Origin of the sequence: Christiangramia fulva (assembly GCF_003024155.1) — a bacterium.
Taxonomy (GTDB): Bacteria; Bacteroidota; Bacteroidia; order Flavobacteriales; family Flavobacteriaceae; genus Christiangramia; species Christiangramia fulva.
In genome coordinates this window covers 3,013,309-3,033,289 of the sequence record NZ_CP028136.1, presented here as the reverse complement: position 1 = coordinate 3,033,289, position 19,981 = coordinate 3,013,309, and the positions used below count along the sequence as shown (strand labels likewise).

Below are 19,981 nucleotides of genomic sequence, written 5' to 3'. Positions count from 1 at the left end.
AATTTTAGGAGTACAAAAGTAGGTTTTTAAAAATAAAACCTAAAGGCTTTTATTCGTTTATTCAGGTCATAATTCCTAAAATTCCCATAAAAAACAGGGAGTTTGAAAAAATTAGGGCTTTATTGATCAGAATAATTATTATTTCTGATAGAATCTCTCTTTTCCAAAATTTCCCGCCGGTGTTCCTGGATCATTCTTTGTCTTTCACGCATCATGGCCTGGCGCTCTTCCATCATTTGCTGCCTATGTCGCTGCATCTCAGCCATTCGCTCCTGAATTTCCTGGCGACGCTCCTGTATTCTCTCTTTAAATTCCTGCTTTTTTTCTTCCAGGAGTTCGGGATTATCAGCATATCTTTCTTCAAGATCACGCATTCTCTCCTGTTCCCTTTCGGCCATGCGTTGCTCCTTCATCGCCATTTTTCTTAAAGAATCATGTCGGGCTGGTGGCATTGGAGGATGTTGCGGATGCGCAGGAGCTGGCGGTGCGGGAGGAACTTCACCTCCATGTTCGGCTGGTGGCGGTGGTGGCGGTGGCATATGCTCATGAGCGGAAGCCGGTGGTGGTGGAGGTGGCATATCCCCTATTTTCGGTGCCGGCGGCGGTGGCGGTGGCAAAAGGGTCATGCCGGTAATTTTGGCAAAACGGGTGTTTTGAAATTCTTCTTCCAACTTATCAATAAGACCATCTTTGGTATCACGGGTTTGCACGTTAAAATCTATTTCACTTATTTCTTCCGCAGAAAGTCCGTTGGTAATTTTATCGAGTTCTTTACCAAAATTCTTCAGCTTTATTTCTTTTCCATTTAAACTAATTGACTCTCCTTCGATCATTATATGAATTTTGGAGGGCTGCTGAAAAAGATTTAGCGGAAGATCAGTACTATTTTCATTAGAATGCACCGGTTTTGCGACGATATCATTGTTAAAAAGGAAAATACACAATGCTAAAACGGGAATAAGAAATCCCAGGCGGGTCAGAAATCGTCTTGATGAAAAGTTTTTAGAAATCATAAGAATTCGTTTTTTGATTAATGAATTATTGAAGGGGCTATAAAGGCTGTTGTGATGAGTCGCCGAAGTATAGCTGAAAAGTAATTGTGAATATTCTACCGGATTCACCGCACCGGCAAGCACTTTTCGATCAGCCAAAAATTCATGGTTGAGTCTGATCGATTTTTTAAGTTCAAAAAATACGGGGTTGAACCAGAAAATGACCTGTAAAAGTTCAATAAGGAGAAGATCCCAGGAATGCTTTTGATCTACATGGGCTTTTTCATGTTCCAGAACTGCGTGGGATATATTGTTGTTTTCGAAATCAGATTTTCCAAGGAAAATATAGCGCAGGAAACTGTGAGGAATAAGATTTCGCCTAAGAAGCACAAAAATATAGGGAAATTCTGATTTTTTCTCGTTTTCACTTATTTCGCGACTGATAGTAAAAAGATTTCTGATAAACCGAAAAGAAAAGAAAAGAACTCCGCAAAGGTATATTCCGAAGCCAGTGAACCCGGCTATTTTGTGCCAATTTGTAGCAGAAGGTATCGCTGCACTCGTCACAGAATTATCAACTGGAAATAACAGAGTATTTGCGGTCTCGGGTGCTGCTTCAATAGTATATGTTATGGTGACAAAAGGCAGAATAAGTGAAATTATTACTGTTGCCAGCAAGTAAAATCTTTTAAAAACCGGCATGTTTTCATCTTCCAGCAGAAACCTGTAGAAGCCGAAAAGAATTAGCATACAAAGGCCCGATTTGATAACATACTCCAACATCTCAATTCTTTTTTATGCGTTCATCTATGAGTTTTCTAATCTCTTTCAATTCCTCTTCCGAAAGATCGGTTTCCTGCGTAAAAAAAGAAGCGAATTGGGAAGCCGAATCATTAAAGAAATTCTTGATCATGCCGTTAACCTGCCGTGAGAAGTAAGATTTTTTCGACACCTTTGGAAAGTATTCCCTGGATCTTCCTAACTGGGTATAACCAACAAAACCTTTATCCTGCATTCTCTTCAGCAAGGTAGCCACGGTAGTTACAGCCGGTTTTGGATCGGGGTAAGCTTCGATTAGCTCTTTCATGATCGCTTTTTCCTGCTTCCAGAGAAGTTGCATTAATTGCTCTTCTGCATTAGATAAATCCATATTGCCAATAATTACTCTACAAACGTAGAATAAAATATTTAATTCTACAAATGTAGAATGTAAAAGTTATAAAAAAAGTCCGCTTAAAGAAGCAGACTGATTTTTTAAGCCCAGGGGCTTTTCTCGATTTCTTCGCCCAACTGACTTATCTGGACGCCCCGGTACAATTTTTTGTCCTTTAATTCCCAAATAGCGACAAAATGAGCCAAAGGCATTTCCTCATCGGGATTTTCAATAGTGCGAACATAATAGGTAAAGTGAATGGCTACATTTTCCCTTTTAGCGAATACCTTCTCTACTTCAGCTCTCAGTGAATCGAAAGAAGACGCGAGTTCTTTGCTTATTTTCTGAATTCCTTCCAGGTTCAGTTTTTTAACCCCCGTTGTAGCATACCAGGTAAGTTCAACCTCCGGATGAAGAAAACCTCTTACACTCTCATCCTCACTGATATTAGTCTGGTAAAATTTTTGAACAACTTCGGTCGCTTTAATACTCATGGTATAAACTATTTGAATGTTTTTACAATTTCCGGCAATTTCTTTATTGCCGCATATTCCTTCAGTTTTGTACGAACTTCCCCGAATGGTGTGCCCCAATAGGTTGTATTTGGCTCCGTATCTTTTGAAACTCCACACTGGGCCATGAGCACAGTTCCTTTGGCTATGGTCACATCACTGCGAATTCCGACCTGCCCCCAAATGGTTACCTCATCTTCAACTCTCACGGCACCGGCAATTCCAACCTGAGAAGCAATAAGACATTTTTTTCCAATTACGGTATCATGTCCGATTTGTATCAAATTATCAAGTTTTGATCCTTCACCAATAATGGTGTCACCGGTAACACCCCTGTCTATGGTACAATTTGCTCCAATCTCAACATTATCTTTGACAACTACTCTCCCACCAGATAAAAGTTTATCAAAACCCTCGGCTCTTTTTTTATAATAGAATGCGTCACCACCGAGAACGGTCCCACTGTGAATGATCACATTATCACCAATCACGCAATCCTTCCCTACATTCACACTGGAATGAATAAGACAGTTTTTGCCAATTTTCACATTAGATCCAAGCACCACATTAGGCTGAAGAATGGTATTTTCACCGATTTCAGCATCTTCAGCAATCATTTTGTTCGATGCTTCGAAAGGCTTAAAATGACTTGTTAGCTTATTGAAATCCCTGAAAGGGTCATCTGAAATCAATAAGGCCTTTCCTTCGGGACACTCTACCTTTTTATTGATCAAAACAATGGTCGCTGCCGATTTCAGGGCTTTATCGTAATATTTTGGATGATCTACAAAAACAATATCGCCGGGCGTAACAACATGGATTTCATTCATTCCCTGTACCGGAAAATCGTCATCACCAATGTACTCACATTTGATGATCCCGGCAATCTCCTTCAGACCATATTGGCGTGGAAATTTCATTTATTCCTTGATTCTTTCTTTATAGGTCCCTTTTTCTGTTTCGATCTTGATCTTATCGCCCTCGTTAATGAAAAGAGGCACATTCACCTCAAAACCAGTTTCAACAGTTGCAGGTTTCGTGGCATTGGTAGCCGTATTGCCTTTTACGCCCGGTTCGGTATGAGTTACTTCCAGAACAACGCTGGCAGGCATCTCAACTGAGAGCGGCATATTGTCTTCAGTATTTATAAGAATAGTTACCACTTCCCCTTCTTTTAGCAATTTTGGCATATCAAGGGCATTTTCAGTAAGCCTGATTTGGGTGTAATCTTCCACATTCATAAAGTGATAGAATTCTCCGTCTTCATAAAGGAACTGAAATTTATGGGTTTCTACCCTAATATCTTCAATTTTATGCCCTGCGGAAAAAGTATTTTCCAGGACTTTCCCGGTGGTTACACTTTTAAGTTTTGTTCTTACGAAAGCCGGACCCTTTCCTGGCTTCACATGAAGGAACTCAACAATTTTATAAATGTCGTGGTTATAGCGGATACAAAGTCCGTTTCTAATATCGCTGGTAGTAGCCATTTTTATATTTTAATTTGAACTGAAGTATCCTTTCATGATACCTCGTTGTGAGTTTTTAATAAATTCCAAAATTTCATCCCTTTCGGCAGTGGCCTGCATTTCAGCTTCAATAATAGCAACTGCCTGGGAATTATTATAATTTTTCTGATAAAGAATTCGATAGATATCCTGTACTTCCCTGATTTTTTCAGTAGAAAAACCTCTACGGCGAAGACCTATAGAATTAATTCCTACATAACTCAGTGGCTCTCGGCCAGCTTTGACAAAAGGAGGAACATCTTTTCTCACCAGGGAACCACCGGTAACAAACGCGTGTTTACCGATACTACAAAACTGCTGGATAGCTGCCATTCCGGCCAACACCACATATTCACCAACATTGATGTGGCCTGCAAGCGTACTGTTATTCGAAAAAATACAATTATCGCCCACGATGCAGTCATGGGCAATATGGCAGTAAGCCATGATCCAGCAGTTGTTTCCAACCACTGTTTTCATACGATCGGTGGTTCCCCTGTTAATGGTCACACATTCTCTAATGGTGGTATTATCACCGATGATGGTAAGAGTATCTTCGTCGTTAAATTTTTTATCCTGAGGAACGGCAGAAATCACGGCTCCGGGAAAAATGCTGCAATTCTTCCCTATTCGTGCGCCTTCCATTATAGTCACATTGGAACCAATCCAGGTACCTTCTCCAATCACTACATTGTTGTGAATGGTCGCGAAAGGCTCAATCACAACATTTTTTGCAATTTTGGCACCGGGATGCACATATGCTAAAGGTTGGTTCATTATTATTTATTTTGATTTTACAATTTGAGCCATGAGAATTGCTTCTGTGGCCAGTTTGCCATTCACATAGGCATATCCCTGCATCTGGCAAATCCCACGCCTGATTGGCGCAAGAAGGTCGAGTTTAAAAATAAGTGTGTCGCCGGGAACCACCTGCTGCTTAAATCTTACATTATCGATCTTCATGAAATAAGTAAGATAATTTTCAGGGTCGGGAACCGATTTCAGGGCCAAAATTCCGCCAGTCTGGGCCATCGCCTCCACCTGAAGAACACCTGGCATTACAGGTTTTCCTGGAAAATGTCCCACGAAAAAAGGCTCATTCATAGTGACGTTTTTCACCCCAATTACATGCGTATCGGTTAATTCATATATTTTGTCAACGAGCAGGAAAGGTGATCGGTGGGGAAGCGTGTTCATAATATCGATCACATCCATCAAAGGTGGCTGGCTGAGATCTACTTTTGGAACATTATTTCTTTTTTCGGCTTTGATCACTCTGGCCAGTTTTTTGGCAAACTCGGTATTTACATGATGGCCGGGCTTGTTGGCAATAATCTTTCCTTTTATACGTGTTCCCACAAGAGCCAGATCGCCCAAAACATCCAGCAATTTATGTCTTGCCGCTTCATTTGGATGATGAAGTGTAAGATTATCGAGGATCCCATTCGGTTTTACTGAAATGTTGTCTTTTTTAAAGGCTACTCTCAGCTTTTTCAGGGTTTCCTCCCCTATTTCCTTATCTACATAGACAATGGCATTATTAAGGTCACCGCCTTTTATAAGCCCATGTTCCAACAAGGCTTCAAGTTCATGAAGAAAACTAAAGGTTCGGGAATCGGCTATTTCGGTTTTAAATTCAGAAAGGTGCTCGATAGAAGCATTCTGGGTTCCCAGGACTTTAGTACCGAAATCGACCATGGCTGTTACCTGGTATTCATCGGCAGGCATCGCGATGATCTCACTTCCTGTTTCCTGGTCCCGGTAAGCAATAATGTCAGTAATTTCAAATTCCTCCCTTTCTGCATCCTGCTCTTGAATACCCGCTTTTTCAAGGGCTTCCACAAAAAATTTGGAAGAGCCATCCATTATTGGAGGTTCTGAAGCATTCAGCTCAATAAAAATATTATCGATCTCAAGCCCAACACAGGCGGCAAGAACATGTTCAGAAGTCTGGATCATCACTCCATTCTTCTCCAGATTGGTTCCCCGGCGTGTATTAACGACATACGAAACATCCGCTTCAACTTGCGGTGTACCTTCAAGATCGATTCTTCTAAAAACATATCCGGTGTTCTCAGGGGCAGGTTTAAAAGTAAGTTTTACTTCTTTTCCCGTATGCAGGCCAACACCCTCCAGAGAAACTTCTCTCTCAATGGTTTGTTGTTTTGAAACTTTATCAGCCATCTTTGTTAATCTTTTTTTCCAGTTGGTTAAGTTTATTCATTGTTTGCGGCAAATTCTTAAAATGTATATAAGATTTATTATAATTACTATAAGATAATGCCGGAGAGCCCTGGAGCATCTCATCATCTTTGATATCCCTTCCTATTCCAGATTGCGCCTGGATCTTCACCCTGTTACCAATACTCAGGTGACCGGCTATTCCAACCTGGCCGCCAATCAGGCAATTTTTGCCGATTTTTGTAGAACCAGCTATTCCGGTTTGGGCGGCAATAGCCGTATTTTCTCCAATTTCAACATTATGGGCGATCTGGATATGGTTGTCCAGCTTCACTCCTTTTCTGATAATTGTGGAACCGAGAGTAGCTCTATCTATAGTGGTTACCGCGCCAATATCAACATTGTCTTCGATGATCACATTTCCTATTTGAGGCACTTTTGAATACTGCCCCGAATCATCGGGGCTAAATCCGAAACCATCAGCACCAATTACGGCACCACTGTGAATTGTACAATTATTACCGATAATACTTTCAGAATAAATCTTCACTCCGGCGAAAATAGTAACATTATCACCAATTTGAACATTATCACCTATATATACATTGGGGTAAATTTTTACATTTTCACCCAAAACGACCTTTTCTCCAACATAGGCGAAAGCGCCAAGATAAAGTCCGCCGCCATATTTAGCGGAATCAGAAATAAATGTTGGCTGTTCAATCCCAGATTTATTAAGCTTTACCTGATTGTAATATTCAAGGAGCGTCGAAAAGGCTTTATACGCATCCTTTACCTTGATCAAAGTGGTATTGACAGGATGTTCGACCTCAAAATCACGATTTACAATAGTGATGGAAGCGTTGGTTTTATATAAAAAAGAGGTGTATTTAGGATTACTTAAAAAAGTAAGGGAACCTTTAGAACCCTCTTCGATTTTAGCTAATTCCGAAACTTCAGCCTCAGGATTTCCTTCAACTTCCCCTTCAAGTATTTCGGCTATTTGTGCTGCTGTAAACTTCATTCTGGCAAAAGTAAAAAAAATGTGCTAATCTTTAACTTTAGGATAACACATATAGTATTTGGTCACCGTATGCGTCAGTGCTTTCAAATTGAACTGATCAGAAACCTTTACCACATCGCTTATTTTCCCGTTTTTATGCAGGATATTGATGTTATCGTTTTCCTGTTGATAGGCAAGGTTGGCAATTTCGCCATCAAAAACAAAATATGCAGCTTCCTCTTCGGAAATATTGTATTTCTTCTGAAGTGCTTCTGATCTTTTTTTCAGTTTTTCTACGGAAGGTTTTTTCTTTTTGATCTTCACCTTAAGAAGATCCCTGTTTATGATCATCGCACACAGATTTTTAAGTACAAAATCATCGCAATGCATCCATTCTTTCATGGCTGAAAGAACATCATTATCATCAAGCCTGGCAAACATTTTAAGAACTTTCGAATCAAAATTTTCCCTGGTTATTTTGTTTTTCAGAAAAAACATTAAAGGCGTGCTGGCATGAAGTTCGGTGCCGTTATCAATAAGCTCCTTTGCCCTTTTAAGGACTCTTATCAAAAGTTGTTCGGCAACAAGGCTGGTTTTATGTAAATAAACCTGCCAGTACATAAGCCGCCGACCTACAAGAAATTTTTCTACCGAATAAATTCCTTTTTCTTCAATGACCAGCTGATCATCAACGACATTGAGCATGGTAATGATACGCTCGCTATTGATGTTACCTTCAACGGCGCCGGTATAAAAACTATCCCTTTTCAAATAATCCAGGCGATCCATATCCAGCTGACTCGAAATAAGCTGATTCATAAACTTGCGCTCATAAGAGCCTTTGAAGATATCTATGGCCAGCGTTAAACTTTGGTTAAAGTTCGAGTTCATTTCTTCCATAAAAAGAAGAGAAATGCTCTCGTGATCCACCCCTTCCACGAGGCTGTTTTCCATGGCGTGACTAAACGGGCCATGACCAATATCATGCATCAAAATGGCAATTTGTAATGCCTCTTCTTCTTTTTCAGAAATGGCAACACCTTTATAGCGAAGCACCCGCACTGCTTTTTGCATTAAATGTATACAACCCAGGGCATGATGAAATCGGGTATGATGAGCACCGGGATAGACCAAATAAGAAAGCCCCATTTGGGAAATTCGGCGTAATCTTTGAAAGTAAGAATGTTCAATAATGCGAAAGATCCGCTCGCTCGGGATGGTAATAAATCCGTAAATTGGATCGTTTAATATTTTAAGTTTAGTTTGCGACGCCAAGCCTTAATTTTATGAATTGAAAAACAAAGATAAGGCGAAGTTAGAAATACCAGCCTTGAAGAACTAAATACGAGGATAATCTCACATTATAAGATTATTTCTAATTTCAGAAATAAAAATTCAAAACAACAAATGAGCAATATCAAAATACTTTGGGTAGACGATGAAATTGATTTACTAAAACCACATATCATGTTCCTCGAATCGAGGAATTATGAGGTAGAAACCTGTAAAAGTGGTACGGAAGCCCTTGAAAAGATTGAAGAAGAAAATTTTGATATTGTTTTCCTCGATGAAAATATGCCTGGACTCACCGGCCTCGAAACACTTTCAGAAATAAAGGAAAAACGGGAAACTATTCCAATCGTAATGATCACAAAAAGTGAAGAGGAATATATTATGGAAGAGGCAATAGGCTCAAAAATTGCCGATTACCTTATAAAACCCGTCAATCCTAACCAGATCCTTTTAAGTATAAAAAAAAACCTGGACCATTCAAGACTTATTTCCGAAAAAACAACTTCTAACTACCAGCAGGAATTCAGGAAAATTGCCATGGAAATGTCTCAGGTGAATTCTCATGAAGAGTGGGCCGAACTTTATCAGAAATTGATCTATTGGGAGCTGCAGCTTGAAAACATAGATGATTCCAGTATGTTTGAGATCCTCGAGTCCCAAAAACTGGAAGCTAATAACCAGTTCTTCAAATTTATTTCCAAAAATTACCAGCGCTGGTTTGAAAAAGATGGGGAACCACCTGTAATGTCGCATACGCTATTCAGAAAATATGTACTTCCGGAAATAAAACAAGACCAGCCCACTCTTTTAATAGTCGTTGATAATTTAAGGTATGACCAATGGAAAACACTTGAACCCATTGTCTCTAATTATTATAAAAAAGAAAAGGAAGTTCCTTATTACAGTATACTTCCCACAGCTACTCAATATGCAAGAAACGCGATTTTCTCTGGTTTGATGCCCAGTGATATGGAAAAACTTTTTCCAAGATACTGGAAAAATGACACCGACGAAGGCGGAAAGAATCAATATGAAGCAGAATTCCTGGAGGAGCAATTAAAAAGACTTGGAAAAAGCGATCTGAAATTTGAATATCATAAAATAAGTAGTTTAAAGGCCGGAAAAAAACTGGTAGACAGCTTTAAAACTCAAAAAACCAATGATCTTACTGTTGTAGTTTACAATTTCGTGGATATGCTATCTCATTCCAAAACTGAAATGGAAGTGATAAAAGAGCTTGCTTCAAACGATAAATCTTATCGCAGCCTTACTCAAAGCTGGTTTAAAAATTCGCCCCTGCTGGAGATTATCCAGAAGGCACAGCAATCTGGATTTAAACTTATCATTACAACTGATCATGGGACCATCAATGTGAAAAATCCTTCTAAGGTTATAGGGGATAAGAATACGAGTTTGAATTTGAGGTACAAAACAGGAAAAAGTCTTACCTATGAAGATAAAGAAGTATTGGCTATTGAAGAACCAAAAAGCGTACACCTGCCAACATTAAATATGAGCAGTTCTTACATTTTTGCCAAAGAAGATCTGTTCTTCGCTTACCCCAATAACTACAATCATTATGTGAGTTACTACAAGAATACCTACCAGCATGGAGGGGTTTCTTTAGAAGAAATTGTAATCCCATTTGTAGTCTTAAACCCTAAATAATCGATGAAGTGCATTTTTTTTCGTTGTAATGCATTTTTTAAAAATATATCTAACTGATTACCAATAAAGTGTAGCATTTAAAGGATATTTTACATATCTTTACTATCCCAAATCTGACATATTGAACTATGGAGTTAACCTATAAACTTCAAGAACTGGATGTAGCCGTAGATTACATTCTTAGTAATACAAAAAGCAAAACACTGCTTTTTTACGGTGAAATGGGTGCTGGAAAGACCACTCTTATAAAGGAGCTGGTAAAAGCACTCGGTGTACATGATGTGGCATCCAGTCCGACGTTTTCATTAGTTAACCATTACGAATCAGACGAGGGATCTGTTTATCATTTCGATTTTTATCGAATTGAAGATGAAACAGAGGCTCTGGATATTGGATTGGAAGATTATCTCGAATCTGATGCCTGGAATTTGATAGAATGGCCGGAAAAAGTAGCTAATTTATTGGGGGATAACCCGCAAAAACTGCTTATAGAGGTCGATTCTGAGAATACCAGAAAGTTAAAGTTTTGTTAAAGAAAATGATTTTACGTCAAATTAAGGCGAAAAATAATTTGTAAGAATTTTATTACTTTTAAAAACAAAATAAAAAGTGGATTGATATAAATCAATTCAATAATCGATTTATAATTAAATTTAAACTAACATAACTAAAGAAAAAAGTGTGGTTTTTAGGCCTGTTTTTGGCCTGAAAAAGGCTGCAAAGATACGACTAATGTTTTAATTTATAGGAATTTAAGTTGTTATATGTTTGTTCTTGAAAACAAAACGAATTACCAATTTAAATCCTCTAGTTATGAAATTAAAAGCATTACTTTTCGCAGCCGCTATATTTGGAGCAAGTTTCTATGTAACTTCAACATCTAATGACAATGTTCAAAAAGATCCAATCAAAAAACAAGCTGTCGATAAAAGGCTCATCAGAGTACCTCCTGCTGGGTAGTATCATAGCGCTAGCAATAGCGTTTTCACCTTATTTATTTTATTTATATGAAATTTTCCCAAGCAATCCTGTTTGGGAAACTTCATTTTTTACTTACGAGAGTAAATATTATCAAGATGTATTAACTGCAGCATGGACCTATTTAGGTAAATTAGTACCTTTTCTTCTTCTTCTTTTATGGTTCTTTACTTGTAAACATTGGTGGTATCATGTTATTTTGATACCTACATCTATGTATTTTTACCAAATAATTGTTACATTTTATTCTGATTTTTACGGGAATGAAGCCTATATTATGGATACTAATGGATTAATATATTTAGCACCATTCTTCATAATAATCCTTTCTATAGTATATTTAGTTCGAATTAAAATTTTTGATAGAATATACGGTATTGATCTATCAGAGTTAAATGAAACCCATGTTTCAGTCTTTTCTCCTATTTCTGATAAAGACATGAAAGATATAAAAAATTTCCAGGATGAGGAAGATGAACAATATGATGATTCCAATATGATCCTGGAAGACTATTACCGTAAACTGTAATTCTGTTTATATTTTCTAAATTAAGTTGTAATTTAACTGCTTTAACACCTTAAACATGGCGAAGCAGCAGGTATCTCCTTTTACCAAAGAACAACTGATCCCTCAGGAAGAAACCCTGGAAATATATAAAAAACGTGGAGATCTATTTATAGGCATCCCTAAAGAGACCTCTTACCAGGAAAAACGTATTTGCCTAAGTCCAGATGCAGTCGCGGCTATAACAGCCCATGGACACAGAGTCATGATCGAAGCCGGTGCGGGAAAATGGGCGCGGTTCAGTGATAAGGATTACTCTGATGCTGGCGCTGAGATCACCAAAGACACACAAAAAGTATTCTCCTGCCCTATCATTCTAAAAATAGAACCACCGTCTTTTGAAGAACTGGCTTATATCAATCCGCAAACAATCCTCATTTCCGCGTTGCAAATAAAAACGCAATGCAAAGAGTATTTTCAGAAACTTGCAGAAAAAAGAATCACGGCACTTGGATTTGAATTTATAAGAGATGAAGATGGAAGTTATCCTATTGTAAAAGCATTGAGTGAGATTGCCGGTACCGCTTCGGTGCTAATAGCCTCAGAAATTATGAGCAATCATGTTGATGGGAATGGTTTAATGTTCGGAAATATCAGCGGTGTTCCGCCCATTGAAGTTGTTATTATAGGCGCCGGAACCGTAGGTGAATTTGCTACACGATCGGCTTTGGGATTAGGGGCCAATGTAAAAGTTTTTGATAGTTCCCTAACTAAACTTCGGTATATACAGGCCAGTGTGGGAGCAAAATTTTATACAAGCACCATTCAACCTAAAAATCTCAGCAAAGCCCTGAAAAGATGTGATGTGGTAATTGGAGCCGTTAGAGGTAAAGATCGATCTCCTGTTTTGATAACCGAAGATATGGTAAGGTCTATGAAAAGAGGCGCTGTTGTTATTGATGTTAGCATTGATATGGGGGGCTGCGTGGAAACCAGCGAAATCACCTCTCATGACGACCCCATTTTCACCAAACACGATGTGATTCATTACTGTGTCCCCAATATTCCATCCCGTTACGCCAAAACCTCTTCGCTATCAATCAGCAATATCTTCACTCCCTACCTTTTACATATTGGTGAAGAAGGCGGACTCGAAAATACCTTGAGATTTGACCGCGGTCTACGGAATGGTTTGTATTTTTACCACGGAATTTTAACCAATAAATCGATTGCCGACTGGTTCAATCTTTCATACCGTGACATCAATCTCTTGATTTTCTAATTATGCGAATGCTTCATCGTTTCGGGTATTATGGCCTGGGATTTTTCTTTGGAATTGTAATTGTCTTATTTTTTTTAGGCGGAAAAAGAGCTTCCTGCAGCTATGGACCAAACGGAAGGGTATTGCTTCAGCTGCGCTCTAAAGACCGGGTTTTTTCTGAAGAATCCCTTCAATTTTTCAAATCTCAGCAAATAGATACTTCGGTGGTAGCGAGAATATTTAAAAATGGAGATGTTGACTTCGGAAAGAGTGAAGTGCATAAAAAGCCCTGTAATATTTACTATGTTTCAGGTAAACCCGCTAACGAAACTATTGAACTAAAGGTCGTAAATTGTGATAGTATTGCGACCATCGAAAAGGCGAGCATAAAAAAAGACGAATAAAATTCGCCTTTTTCCTATAAAAATTTATTTCTCAGTAATTATTTAAGAATTTGATCAGTATGCTCTTTAGTTTTTACGTTTGAGATAACTTCTTCAATTTTTCCATTTTCATCAATAAGAAAAGTGGTGCGATGGATACCCTCGTATTCCTTTCCCATAAACTTTTTCGGTCCCCAAACGCCATACGCATTGATCAACTTTTTATCCTCATCGGCTAAAAGCGGATACTGAAAATCGTATTTTTCCTTGAAATTTTGCTGCTTCTTTTTTGAATCGGCACTTACTCCCAGAATTTCATAACCTTCCTCCTTCAATTTATCATAATTCTCATTCAAGTTGCAGGCTTCTGCTGTACAGCCAGGAGTACTTGCTTTTGGATAAAAGAACAAAACCAGTTTCCTGCCTTTATAGTCAGAAAGTTTGATTTCATTTCCATCCTGATCTTCAGCTTTAAAATCGGGAGCCTTGTCCCCTGCTTTCAATGTTGTCATAATTGCTATTTTTACCCAAAATTAAAGCTTTTATGACTAAAAAAGAAAAAGTTCAGTTCGTAATAGACACATTAAACCATATTTATCCTGAAATCCCCATTCCGCTGGATCACAAAGACCCGTATACCCTTTTAATAGCCGTACTTCTTTCAGCGCAAAGCACCGATTTAAGGGTCAACCAGATTACCCCAAAACTTTTCGAAATTGCCGATACTCCTTTTAAAATGGTAAAACTTTCGGTGGAAGAAATTCGGGAAATAATTAAACCGGTAGGACTTTCTCCTATGAAATCAAAAGGTATTCACGGACTTTCAAAAATCCTTATTGAAAAATATAACGGAGAGGTTCCTGCAGATTTCGAAGCGCTTGAAGAGCTTCCCGCCGTGGGACATAAAACCGCAAGTGTGGTGATGTCACAGGCTTTTAACATTCCCGCTTTCCCCGTTGATACTCATATTAATCGCCTCATGTACCGCTGGAACCTCAGTAATGGCAAAAATGTAGTTCAAACTGAAAAAGACGCGAAACGACTTTTTCCTAAAGATTTGTGGAATAAGTTACATCTTCAAATTATCTGGTATGGTCGCCAGTATTCTCCTGCCCGTGGCTGGGATCTGGATAAAGATATAATCACCAAAAAAATTGGAAGAAAAAGCGTGATTAATGAATATTTGAAAAAACAGAAGTGAGTTAGAGAAATAAAAAAGACCTGCGGCTAATTACAGGTCTTTTTTTAACTAATTCAGAAGCATTTCAAACTTCATCTTCTGGCATTCAATCACACTCAGTGCTTGAGAATAACTTAAAAGAAACTGAACTGTTTCTTTTGATGGTTTTTGATTAATTTTTTCTTCTTTCGAAGAATTTTTAAAGTAAAGTTTCCCCATTTGGTAAAATTTAATGTTGGTTTTAATGAATAACGCAACATTAAGGGGAATATTGTTTCTTTAATTCGTTAAAATTAAGTTACGTTTTTCGATGATTTTCCTCAGATTAATAAGTGCATATCTCATGCGGCCCAGGGCAGTATTAATACTTACTCCGGTGCGTTCAGAAATTTCCTTGAAACTCATATCCTTATAAATTCTCATGGTAAGCACTTCCAGCTGATCTGGCGGAAGTTCTTTTATTAATTCCTGCACATCAGACTCAATCTGGTCTTTGATCAATTGTTTTTCAGCATTCAAAGAATTATCGCTCAAAACAGAGAAAATATTAAAATCCCCGCTATTGTCGAATTTGGGCATTCGCTTGTTTTTTCTGAAATGATCAATAACCAGGTTATGGGCGATCCGCATTACCCAGGGAAGAAATTTTCCTTCTTCATTATATTTTCCGCGTTTCAGGGTTCGGATCACTTTAATAAAAGTATCCTGAAAGATATCTTCTGCAATATCCTTATCAAAAACTTTGGAAAAAATAAAACTGTAAATACGGTGTTGATGACGATTGATGAGAGCGGCCAGAGCATCTTCACTTCCATCCAGATAATGCTTTACCAGTAAAGCATCAGAAAGCTTGGTGTTATTCATAACAGTTACTTTAATGTTCAGGACTTAGGGCTTCCTGAGGGTTAGGTTATTTAGGGTTTTAAAAAGTAACTGTATGCAATAGGCAATAAATTTCGGATTGTTATGCTTCAAATATAGCAACATAAAATCGAGAAATACAAATAAAACCTTAAATATTTAACATTACTATAGGTTTTTCCCAGCTTTCTTTCCCGCCTCATATTGAGTAACTTTGCAGCCTTACAATTAAAATATGGTCGCAGATATAAGCAAAGTAGATCCAAAGAAAAACATTATTATTAAAGGTGCTAAACTGCACAATCTTAAAAATATCAATGCCGTCATCCCCCGCAACAAGCTGGTAGTGATCACAGGTTTGTCTGGTTCGGGAAAATCCAGTCTGGCTTTTGATACGCTTTATGCCGAGGGACAGCGTCGTTATGTGGAAAGTCTTAGCTCCTACGCCAGGCAATTTCTTGGCCGTCTGGATAAACCGAAAGTGGATTATATAAAAGGAATCGCTCCCGCCATCGCGATCGAGCAAAAGGTAAATTCTACCAATCCGCGATCAACGGTTGGAACTTCTACTGAAATTTATGATTATCTAAAGCTGCTTTTCGCGCGGATTGGAAAAACTTTTTCTCCTGTTTCCGGAAATGAAGTCAAAAAAGATACTGTCACCGATGTGATCAACTATATTAAACAATTTCCCGAAAGGGAAAAATTGCTTCTTCTTGCCCCTATTCACGTGGAGGAAGGCCGTTCCCTTGAAAAGAAAATCAAGATCCTCGCGCAACAGGGTTACAGCCGTATAAAAATTGATAAAGATGTTGTGCGTATCGATGAAGCTGATTTCAGTAAAACCAATCAGGACAATACCAGCCTGGTGATAGATAGAATCATTACCAAAGACGATGAGGATTTCTATAACCGCCTTGCCGATGCTGCTGAAGCCGCTTTTTTTGAAGGTAAAGGAGAACTTTGTGTTGAAAAACTTTCCGATCACAGCGAAAGACATTTCAGCAACAAATTTGAGCTCGACGGAATGACCTTCATTGAGCCGAATGTTCATCTCTTCAGTTTTAATAATCCTTACGGGGCCTGCCCCAAATGCGAAGGTTATGGTGATGTGATCGGGATAGATGAAGATCTCGTAATTCCCAATACAGCTCTTTCTATTTATGAAAATGCCATTTTTCCGTGGCGTGGGGAAAGTATGAGCTGGTATCGCGACCAGCTGGTCAATAACTCCCATAAATTCGATTTTCCTATTCATAAACCTTATTTTGAGCTTACCGATGAGCAGAAGGATCTTGTTTGGAACGGCAATCAATATTTTGACGGGATCAATGAATTCTTTCAGTTCCTGGAAAGCAAGGCCTATAAAATTCAGAACAGGGTAATGCTCTCTAGATACCGCGGAAAAACCCGATGCTCTTTATGCAAAGGAAAAAGACTTAGAAAAGAAGCTGAATATGTAAAAATCAACGGTTATAGCATTACCGACCTCGTGGAAAAACCGCTTGATAAAGTCAGAGAGATCTTCAAAAATCTGGAATTAAATGAATATGATCAACAAATCGCAAAGCGTCTTTTAACCGAAATTCAAAATCGGCTGGAATTTCTTTCAAATGTTGGTCTCGATTATCTTACACTCAACCGTAAATCGAATACGCTTTCAGGCGGGGAATCACAACGGATCAATCTTGCGACTTCCCTCGGAAGCAGCCTGGTAGGCTCTATGTATATTCTGGATGAACCTTCCATTGGCTTACATCCCAGGGATACCGAAAAATTGATTGGCGTACTTAAAAACCTGAGAGATCTCGGGAATACCGTAATCGTAGTTGAGCATGATGAAGAAATTATGAATGCCGCTGATGAGATCATCGATATCGGTCCCGAAGCGGGAACAAACGGTGGCCATGTAGCTGCAACCGGAACCATGCAGGATATTCTGAAGTCTGATTCCCTTACCGCCGGATACCTTAACGGAAAACTACAAATTGAAGTACCCGAAAAAAGAAGAACTTCAAAAAATTCTATAAAAATCAAAGGAGCAAGGGAAAACAATTTAAAAAATATAGATGTTGAAATCCCTCTTGGAGTTTTTACAGCGATCACCGGAGTTTCGGGAAGCGGAAAAAGTACGCTGGTGAGAAGGATCTTATACCCTGCTGTTCAAAAAGAAATTGGAGGATACGGAGAAAAAGCCGGGCAATTCAGTTCTATTGAAGGTAATTTCAAGAACCTTGGAACTATCGAATTTGTTGATCAAAACCCAATCGGCCGGTCTTCACGATCAAATCCGGTGACTTATATCAAGGCTTATGATGACATCAGGAATTTATTTGCCGATCAGCGGCTTTCCAAATTGCGCGGTTTTAAAGCCAAACATTTTTCTTTCAATGTAGAAGGCGGTCGTTGTGAAACCTGTAAAGGGGAAGGCGAAGTGACTATTGAAATGCAATTTATGGCCGATGTCCACCTGGAATGCGAGGTTTGCAATGGTAAGCGGTTTAAAAAGGAAGTTCTCGAGGTGACTTTTCAGGATAAAAATATCGATGATATTCTGAATATGACCATTGATGATGCCACCGATTTCTTCAAGGATCACGGGCAGGATAAAATTGCAAAAAAATTAAAACCTTTAAGAGATGTGGGACTCGGTTATGTTCAGCTTGGCCAAAGCTCGTCAACTCTTTCAGGTGGTGAGGCACAACGCATCAAACTCGCTTCTTTCCTCATCAAAGGAAATTCGAACCAAAAGGCTCTTTTTATTTTTGATGAACCTACCACCGGCCTTCATTTTCACGATATTAAAAAGCTTCTGAAATCTTTTAACGCTTTAATTGCCAAGGGGCATACTGTAGTCGTGATCGAACATAATATGGATTTGGTAAAATGCGCCGATTATATCATTGATCTTGGTCCCGAAGGTGGTGAAAAAGGAGGCTATGTTGTCGCAACAGGTACTCCCGAAGAATTGAGCAAAGTAAAAGATTCTTATACGGCTCAGTACCTTAAACAAAAATTAAAATGGCCATAACCTTCTGTTTTTAAAAGTTTTACCGAACTCCTTTATCGCTCAATCACGGCTATAATGAGTCTTTTCGGACTTTGGCACGTGCTTTGTATTTAACAAGACAAAATGTTCTTAAATAAATACATTACTAAAATGAAAAACCTGACCTATATTTTTGCTTTCCTGTTCATTGGATGGTCAGCGACAGCAGCGGAGATGGCGAAATCCGTTTCAATAAATTTTTACGACGAGCCTTTTATTTTTGTTGAAGATGGCGTTGAATTCGCTGTTTATCCTAACGGAGAATTTGATTTTTACTTTAATCCTGATTTCAGGAGAGGAAGTTCATTCCATGTTGCGACACCTAACGTAAATATTAGCTATAATTCCGGTTATAATTATGAACCTTACGTACAGTACGACGATTATGGAGCCGTAATTCAAATTGAAACCGTGCCCGTTTATTACGATTATTACGGAAGGATCGTTCAGGCAGGTAATGTGGTAATCAATTATAATTCATTTGGCATGGTGGCCAGCATTGGTAATATGTATATGCATTATAATAATTTCCACCACTTTACACATTGCTCAGGTTTTGTAAATATATATAACCGTCATTATGGTTACCGCCCATGGCACGATTATTATCGTCGTCCATCTGTGAATGTAAGCATAGTTTTTAATCAGCCATACCGTGCTTATTATCAGCCCCAAAGGATCTCTTATAACCGTTATGTAACAGTTTATAATACCTACTATTCAAATCATAACGGTCGTCGGAATTTTTACCGTCCAAATGATCGGGTAGCGAGTTACCATTATGGCGAAAGAACCCAAAGTAAAAGGGAAATTAGAAGTGTTCACCGTACAAATGACCGCATTGCTCAATCCAGGCAAAGTGCTTCAAGACAAGCGGCAGAAAGGAACAAAAGAACAACAAGAAATTCTGATTATTCAGGACGTTCTCAAAAAGACCGCTCCCAATCTCAAATTTATAGTGGTCGTAATGAACGAAGTACAAATTCCAGAGGCCGTTCTGTAGAAAGAAATATTCCGCAAAACAGAAAGGGAGTTTATAGCAGAACTTCACCTGCGAAAAGAAGTGAAGTAATAAGAAACAGGAATACGCAAAGCCGTACGTCCCGTTCAGAAAGAAAACCAGATGTTCAGTCAGGGTCTCACTCGAGAATAGAGAGAAAACCTGCAACAACTCAACGGAGTGCTACCAGGAGTTCTCATACAGTAAAACCGCAGGTGCATTCCAGAAGTCAATCAAGGGTGCAACGCAAGCCTGCTACTATTCATAGAAAGAGTTCTGCCAGGAGTTCGCGCTCTCATGTTGAAAAGAATAGAACAATTTCACGACCAACAATGCGAAGTAGTTCTGTTAACAGATCAAGGTCAATAAGATCAAATTCCGATCAATAAGAACAAAAAAAATATTAGAAAATAAAAGTTCGGCACGGAATATGAATACTAAATAAAAGAAAATAGTT

At 38.6% G+C, this 19,981-nt stretch carries 20 protein-coding genes; 8 read left to right on the top strand and 12 right to left on the bottom strand.

Features of this window, described 5'->3' with window-relative positions:
* Positions 1-119 precede the first annotated feature (119 nt).
* From C7S20_RS19890 to C7S20_RS13460, 9 genes are all read right to left on the bottom strand, one after another.
* Positions 120-1,742 carry a M56 family metallopeptidase gene (locus C7S20_RS19890; protein ID WP_159039938.1) on the bottom strand — a complete coding sequence of 541 codons (1,623 nt, stop codon included), beginning with the start codon at positions 1,740-1,742 and terminating at the stop codon, positions 120-122.
* A gap of 34 nt (positions 1,743-1,776) precedes the next feature.
* Positions 1,777-2,142, bottom strand: coding sequence for a BlaI/MecI/CopY family transcriptional regulator (locus C7S20_RS13495; RefSeq protein ID WP_107012963.1), 366 nt, complete (start codon positions 2,140-2,142; stop codon positions 1,777-1,779).
* A 104-nt stretch (positions 2,143-2,246) separates the two neighbouring features.
* Positions 2,247-2,639: a nuclear transport factor 2 family protein gene (locus C7S20_RS13490; RefSeq protein WP_107012962.1), complete on the bottom strand. Its 393-nt coding sequence runs from the start codon at positions 2,637-2,639 to the stop codon at positions 2,247-2,249.
* A gap of 8 nt (positions 2,640-2,647) precedes the next feature.
* Positions 2,648-3,577: a UDP-3-O-(3-hydroxymyristoyl)glucosamine N-acyltransferase gene (locus C7S20_RS13485; protein WP_107012961.1), complete on the bottom strand. Its 930-nt coding sequence runs from the start codon at positions 3,575-3,577 to the stop codon at positions 2,648-2,650.
* Positions 3,578-4,144 (bottom strand): elongation factor P, encoded by a 567-nt coding sequence (efp, locus tag C7S20_RS13480; protein ID WP_107012960.1) that lies wholly within the window; start codon positions 4,142-4,144, stop codon positions 3,578-3,580.
* A gap of 9 nt (positions 4,145-4,153) precedes the next feature.
* Positions 4,154-4,939 carry an acyl-ACP--UDP-N-acetylglucosamine O-acyltransferase gene (gene lpxA, locus C7S20_RS13475; protein ID WP_107012959.1) on the bottom strand — a complete coding sequence of 262 codons (786 nt, stop codon included), beginning with the start codon at positions 4,937-4,939 and terminating at the stop codon, positions 4,154-4,156.
* 6 nt (positions 4,940-4,945) lie between these two features.
* Positions 4,946-6,346: a bifunctional UDP-3-O-[3-hydroxymyristoyl] N-acetylglucosamine deacetylase/3-hydroxyacyl-ACP dehydratase gene (locus C7S20_RS13470; protein ID WP_107012958.1), complete on the bottom strand. Its 1,401-nt coding sequence runs from the start codon at positions 6,344-6,346 to the stop codon at positions 4,946-4,948.
* Entirely contained in the window at positions 6,339-7,367 is a 1,029-nt protein-coding gene (gene lpxD, locus C7S20_RS13465) for a UDP-3-O-(3-hydroxymyristoyl)glucosamine N-acyltransferase (RefSeq protein ID WP_107012957.1), read from the bottom strand. Before lpxD ends, C7S20_RS13470 begins: the two co-directional genes overlap by 8 nt.
* Positions 7,368-7,391: 24 nt before the next feature.
* Positions 7,392-8,621, bottom strand: coding sequence for an HD domain-containing protein (locus C7S20_RS13460; RefSeq protein ID WP_107012956.1), 1,230 nt, complete (start codon positions 8,619-8,621; stop codon positions 7,392-7,394).
* Positions 8,622-8,753: 132 nt separating this feature from the next.
* On the opposite strand from C7S20_RS13460, the gene porX reads away from it, so the two are divergent.
* From porX to C7S20_RS13435, 5 genes are all read left to right on the top strand, one after another.
* Entirely contained in the window at positions 8,754-10,307 is a 1,554-nt protein-coding gene (porX, locus tag C7S20_RS13455; RefSeq protein WP_107012955.1) for a T9SS response regulator signal transducer PorX, read from the top strand.
* A gap of 128 nt (positions 10,308-10,435) precedes the next feature.
* Entirely contained in the window at positions 10,436-10,840 is a 405-nt protein-coding gene (tsaE, locus tag C7S20_RS13450; protein ID WP_107012954.1) for a tRNA (adenosine(37)-N6)-threonylcarbamoyltransferase complex ATPase subunit type 1 TsaE, read from the top strand.
* 280 nt (positions 10,841-11,120) lie between these two features.
* The gene (locus tag C7S20_RS19640; RefSeq protein WP_162496972.1) at positions 11,121-11,267 is read left to right on the top strand and encodes a hypothetical protein; all 147 of its coding nucleotides are present in this window, start codon (positions 11,121-11,123) and stop codon (positions 11,265-11,267) included.
* 602 nt (positions 11,268-11,869) lie between these two features.
* Positions 11,870-13,072, top strand: a complete 1,203-nt coding sequence (locus C7S20_RS13440; RefSeq protein ID WP_107012953.1) for an alanine dehydrogenase — start codon at positions 11,870-11,872, stop codon at positions 13,070-13,072.
* Positions 13,073-13,080: 8 nt separating this feature from the next.
* Positions 13,081-13,455: a hypothetical protein gene (locus C7S20_RS13435; protein ID WP_227009011.1), complete on the top strand. Its 375-nt coding sequence runs from the start codon at positions 13,081-13,083 to the stop codon at positions 13,453-13,455.
* Positions 13,456-13,493: 38 nt separating this feature from the next.
* Here the strand turns inward: C7S20_RS13435 and bcp are convergent, their stop codons facing one another.
* Positions 13,494-13,946, bottom strand: coding sequence for a thioredoxin-dependent thiol peroxidase (bcp, locus tag C7S20_RS13430; RefSeq protein ID WP_107012951.1), 453 nt, complete (start codon positions 13,944-13,946; stop codon positions 13,494-13,496).
* 32 nt (positions 13,947-13,978) lie between these two features.
* Here bcp and C7S20_RS13425 point away from each other — a divergent pair, with 32 nt between their 5' ends.
* Positions 13,979-14,635, top strand: a complete 657-nt coding sequence (locus tag C7S20_RS13425; RefSeq protein WP_107012950.1) for an endonuclease III domain-containing protein — start codon at positions 13,979-13,981, stop codon at positions 14,633-14,635.
* A 48-nt stretch (positions 14,636-14,683) separates the two neighbouring features.
* Here C7S20_RS13425 and C7S20_RS19670 read toward each other — a convergent pair whose 3' ends face one another.
* Both C7S20_RS19670 and C7S20_RS13420 read right to left on the bottom strand, forming a co-directional pair.
* Positions 14,684-14,833, bottom strand: coding sequence for a hypothetical protein (locus C7S20_RS19670; RefSeq protein WP_193510768.1), 150 nt, complete (start codon positions 14,831-14,833; stop codon positions 14,684-14,686).
* A 60-nt stretch (positions 14,834-14,893) separates the two neighbouring features.
* Complete coding sequence (locus tag C7S20_RS13420; protein WP_107012949.1) at positions 14,894-15,478, bottom strand: RNA polymerase sigma factor; 585 nt, start codon at positions 15,476-15,478, stop codon at positions 14,894-14,896.
* 232 nt (positions 15,479-15,710) lie between these two features.
* Here C7S20_RS13420 and uvrA point away from each other — a divergent pair, with 232 nt between their 5' ends.
* Positions 15,711-18,506 (top strand): excinuclease ABC subunit UvrA, encoded by a 2,796-nt coding sequence (gene uvrA, locus C7S20_RS13415; RefSeq protein ID WP_107012948.1) that lies wholly within the window; start codon positions 15,711-15,713, stop codon positions 18,504-18,506.
* Between the two features lie 129 nt (positions 18,507-18,635).
* On the top strand, positions 18,636-19,913 hold the full coding sequence (locus tag C7S20_RS13410) for a hypothetical protein (RefSeq protein WP_159039937.1): 1,278 nt from the start codon (positions 18,636-18,638) through the stop codon (positions 19,911-19,913).
* The last annotated feature ends 68 nt before the right edge of the window (positions 19,914-19,981 follow it).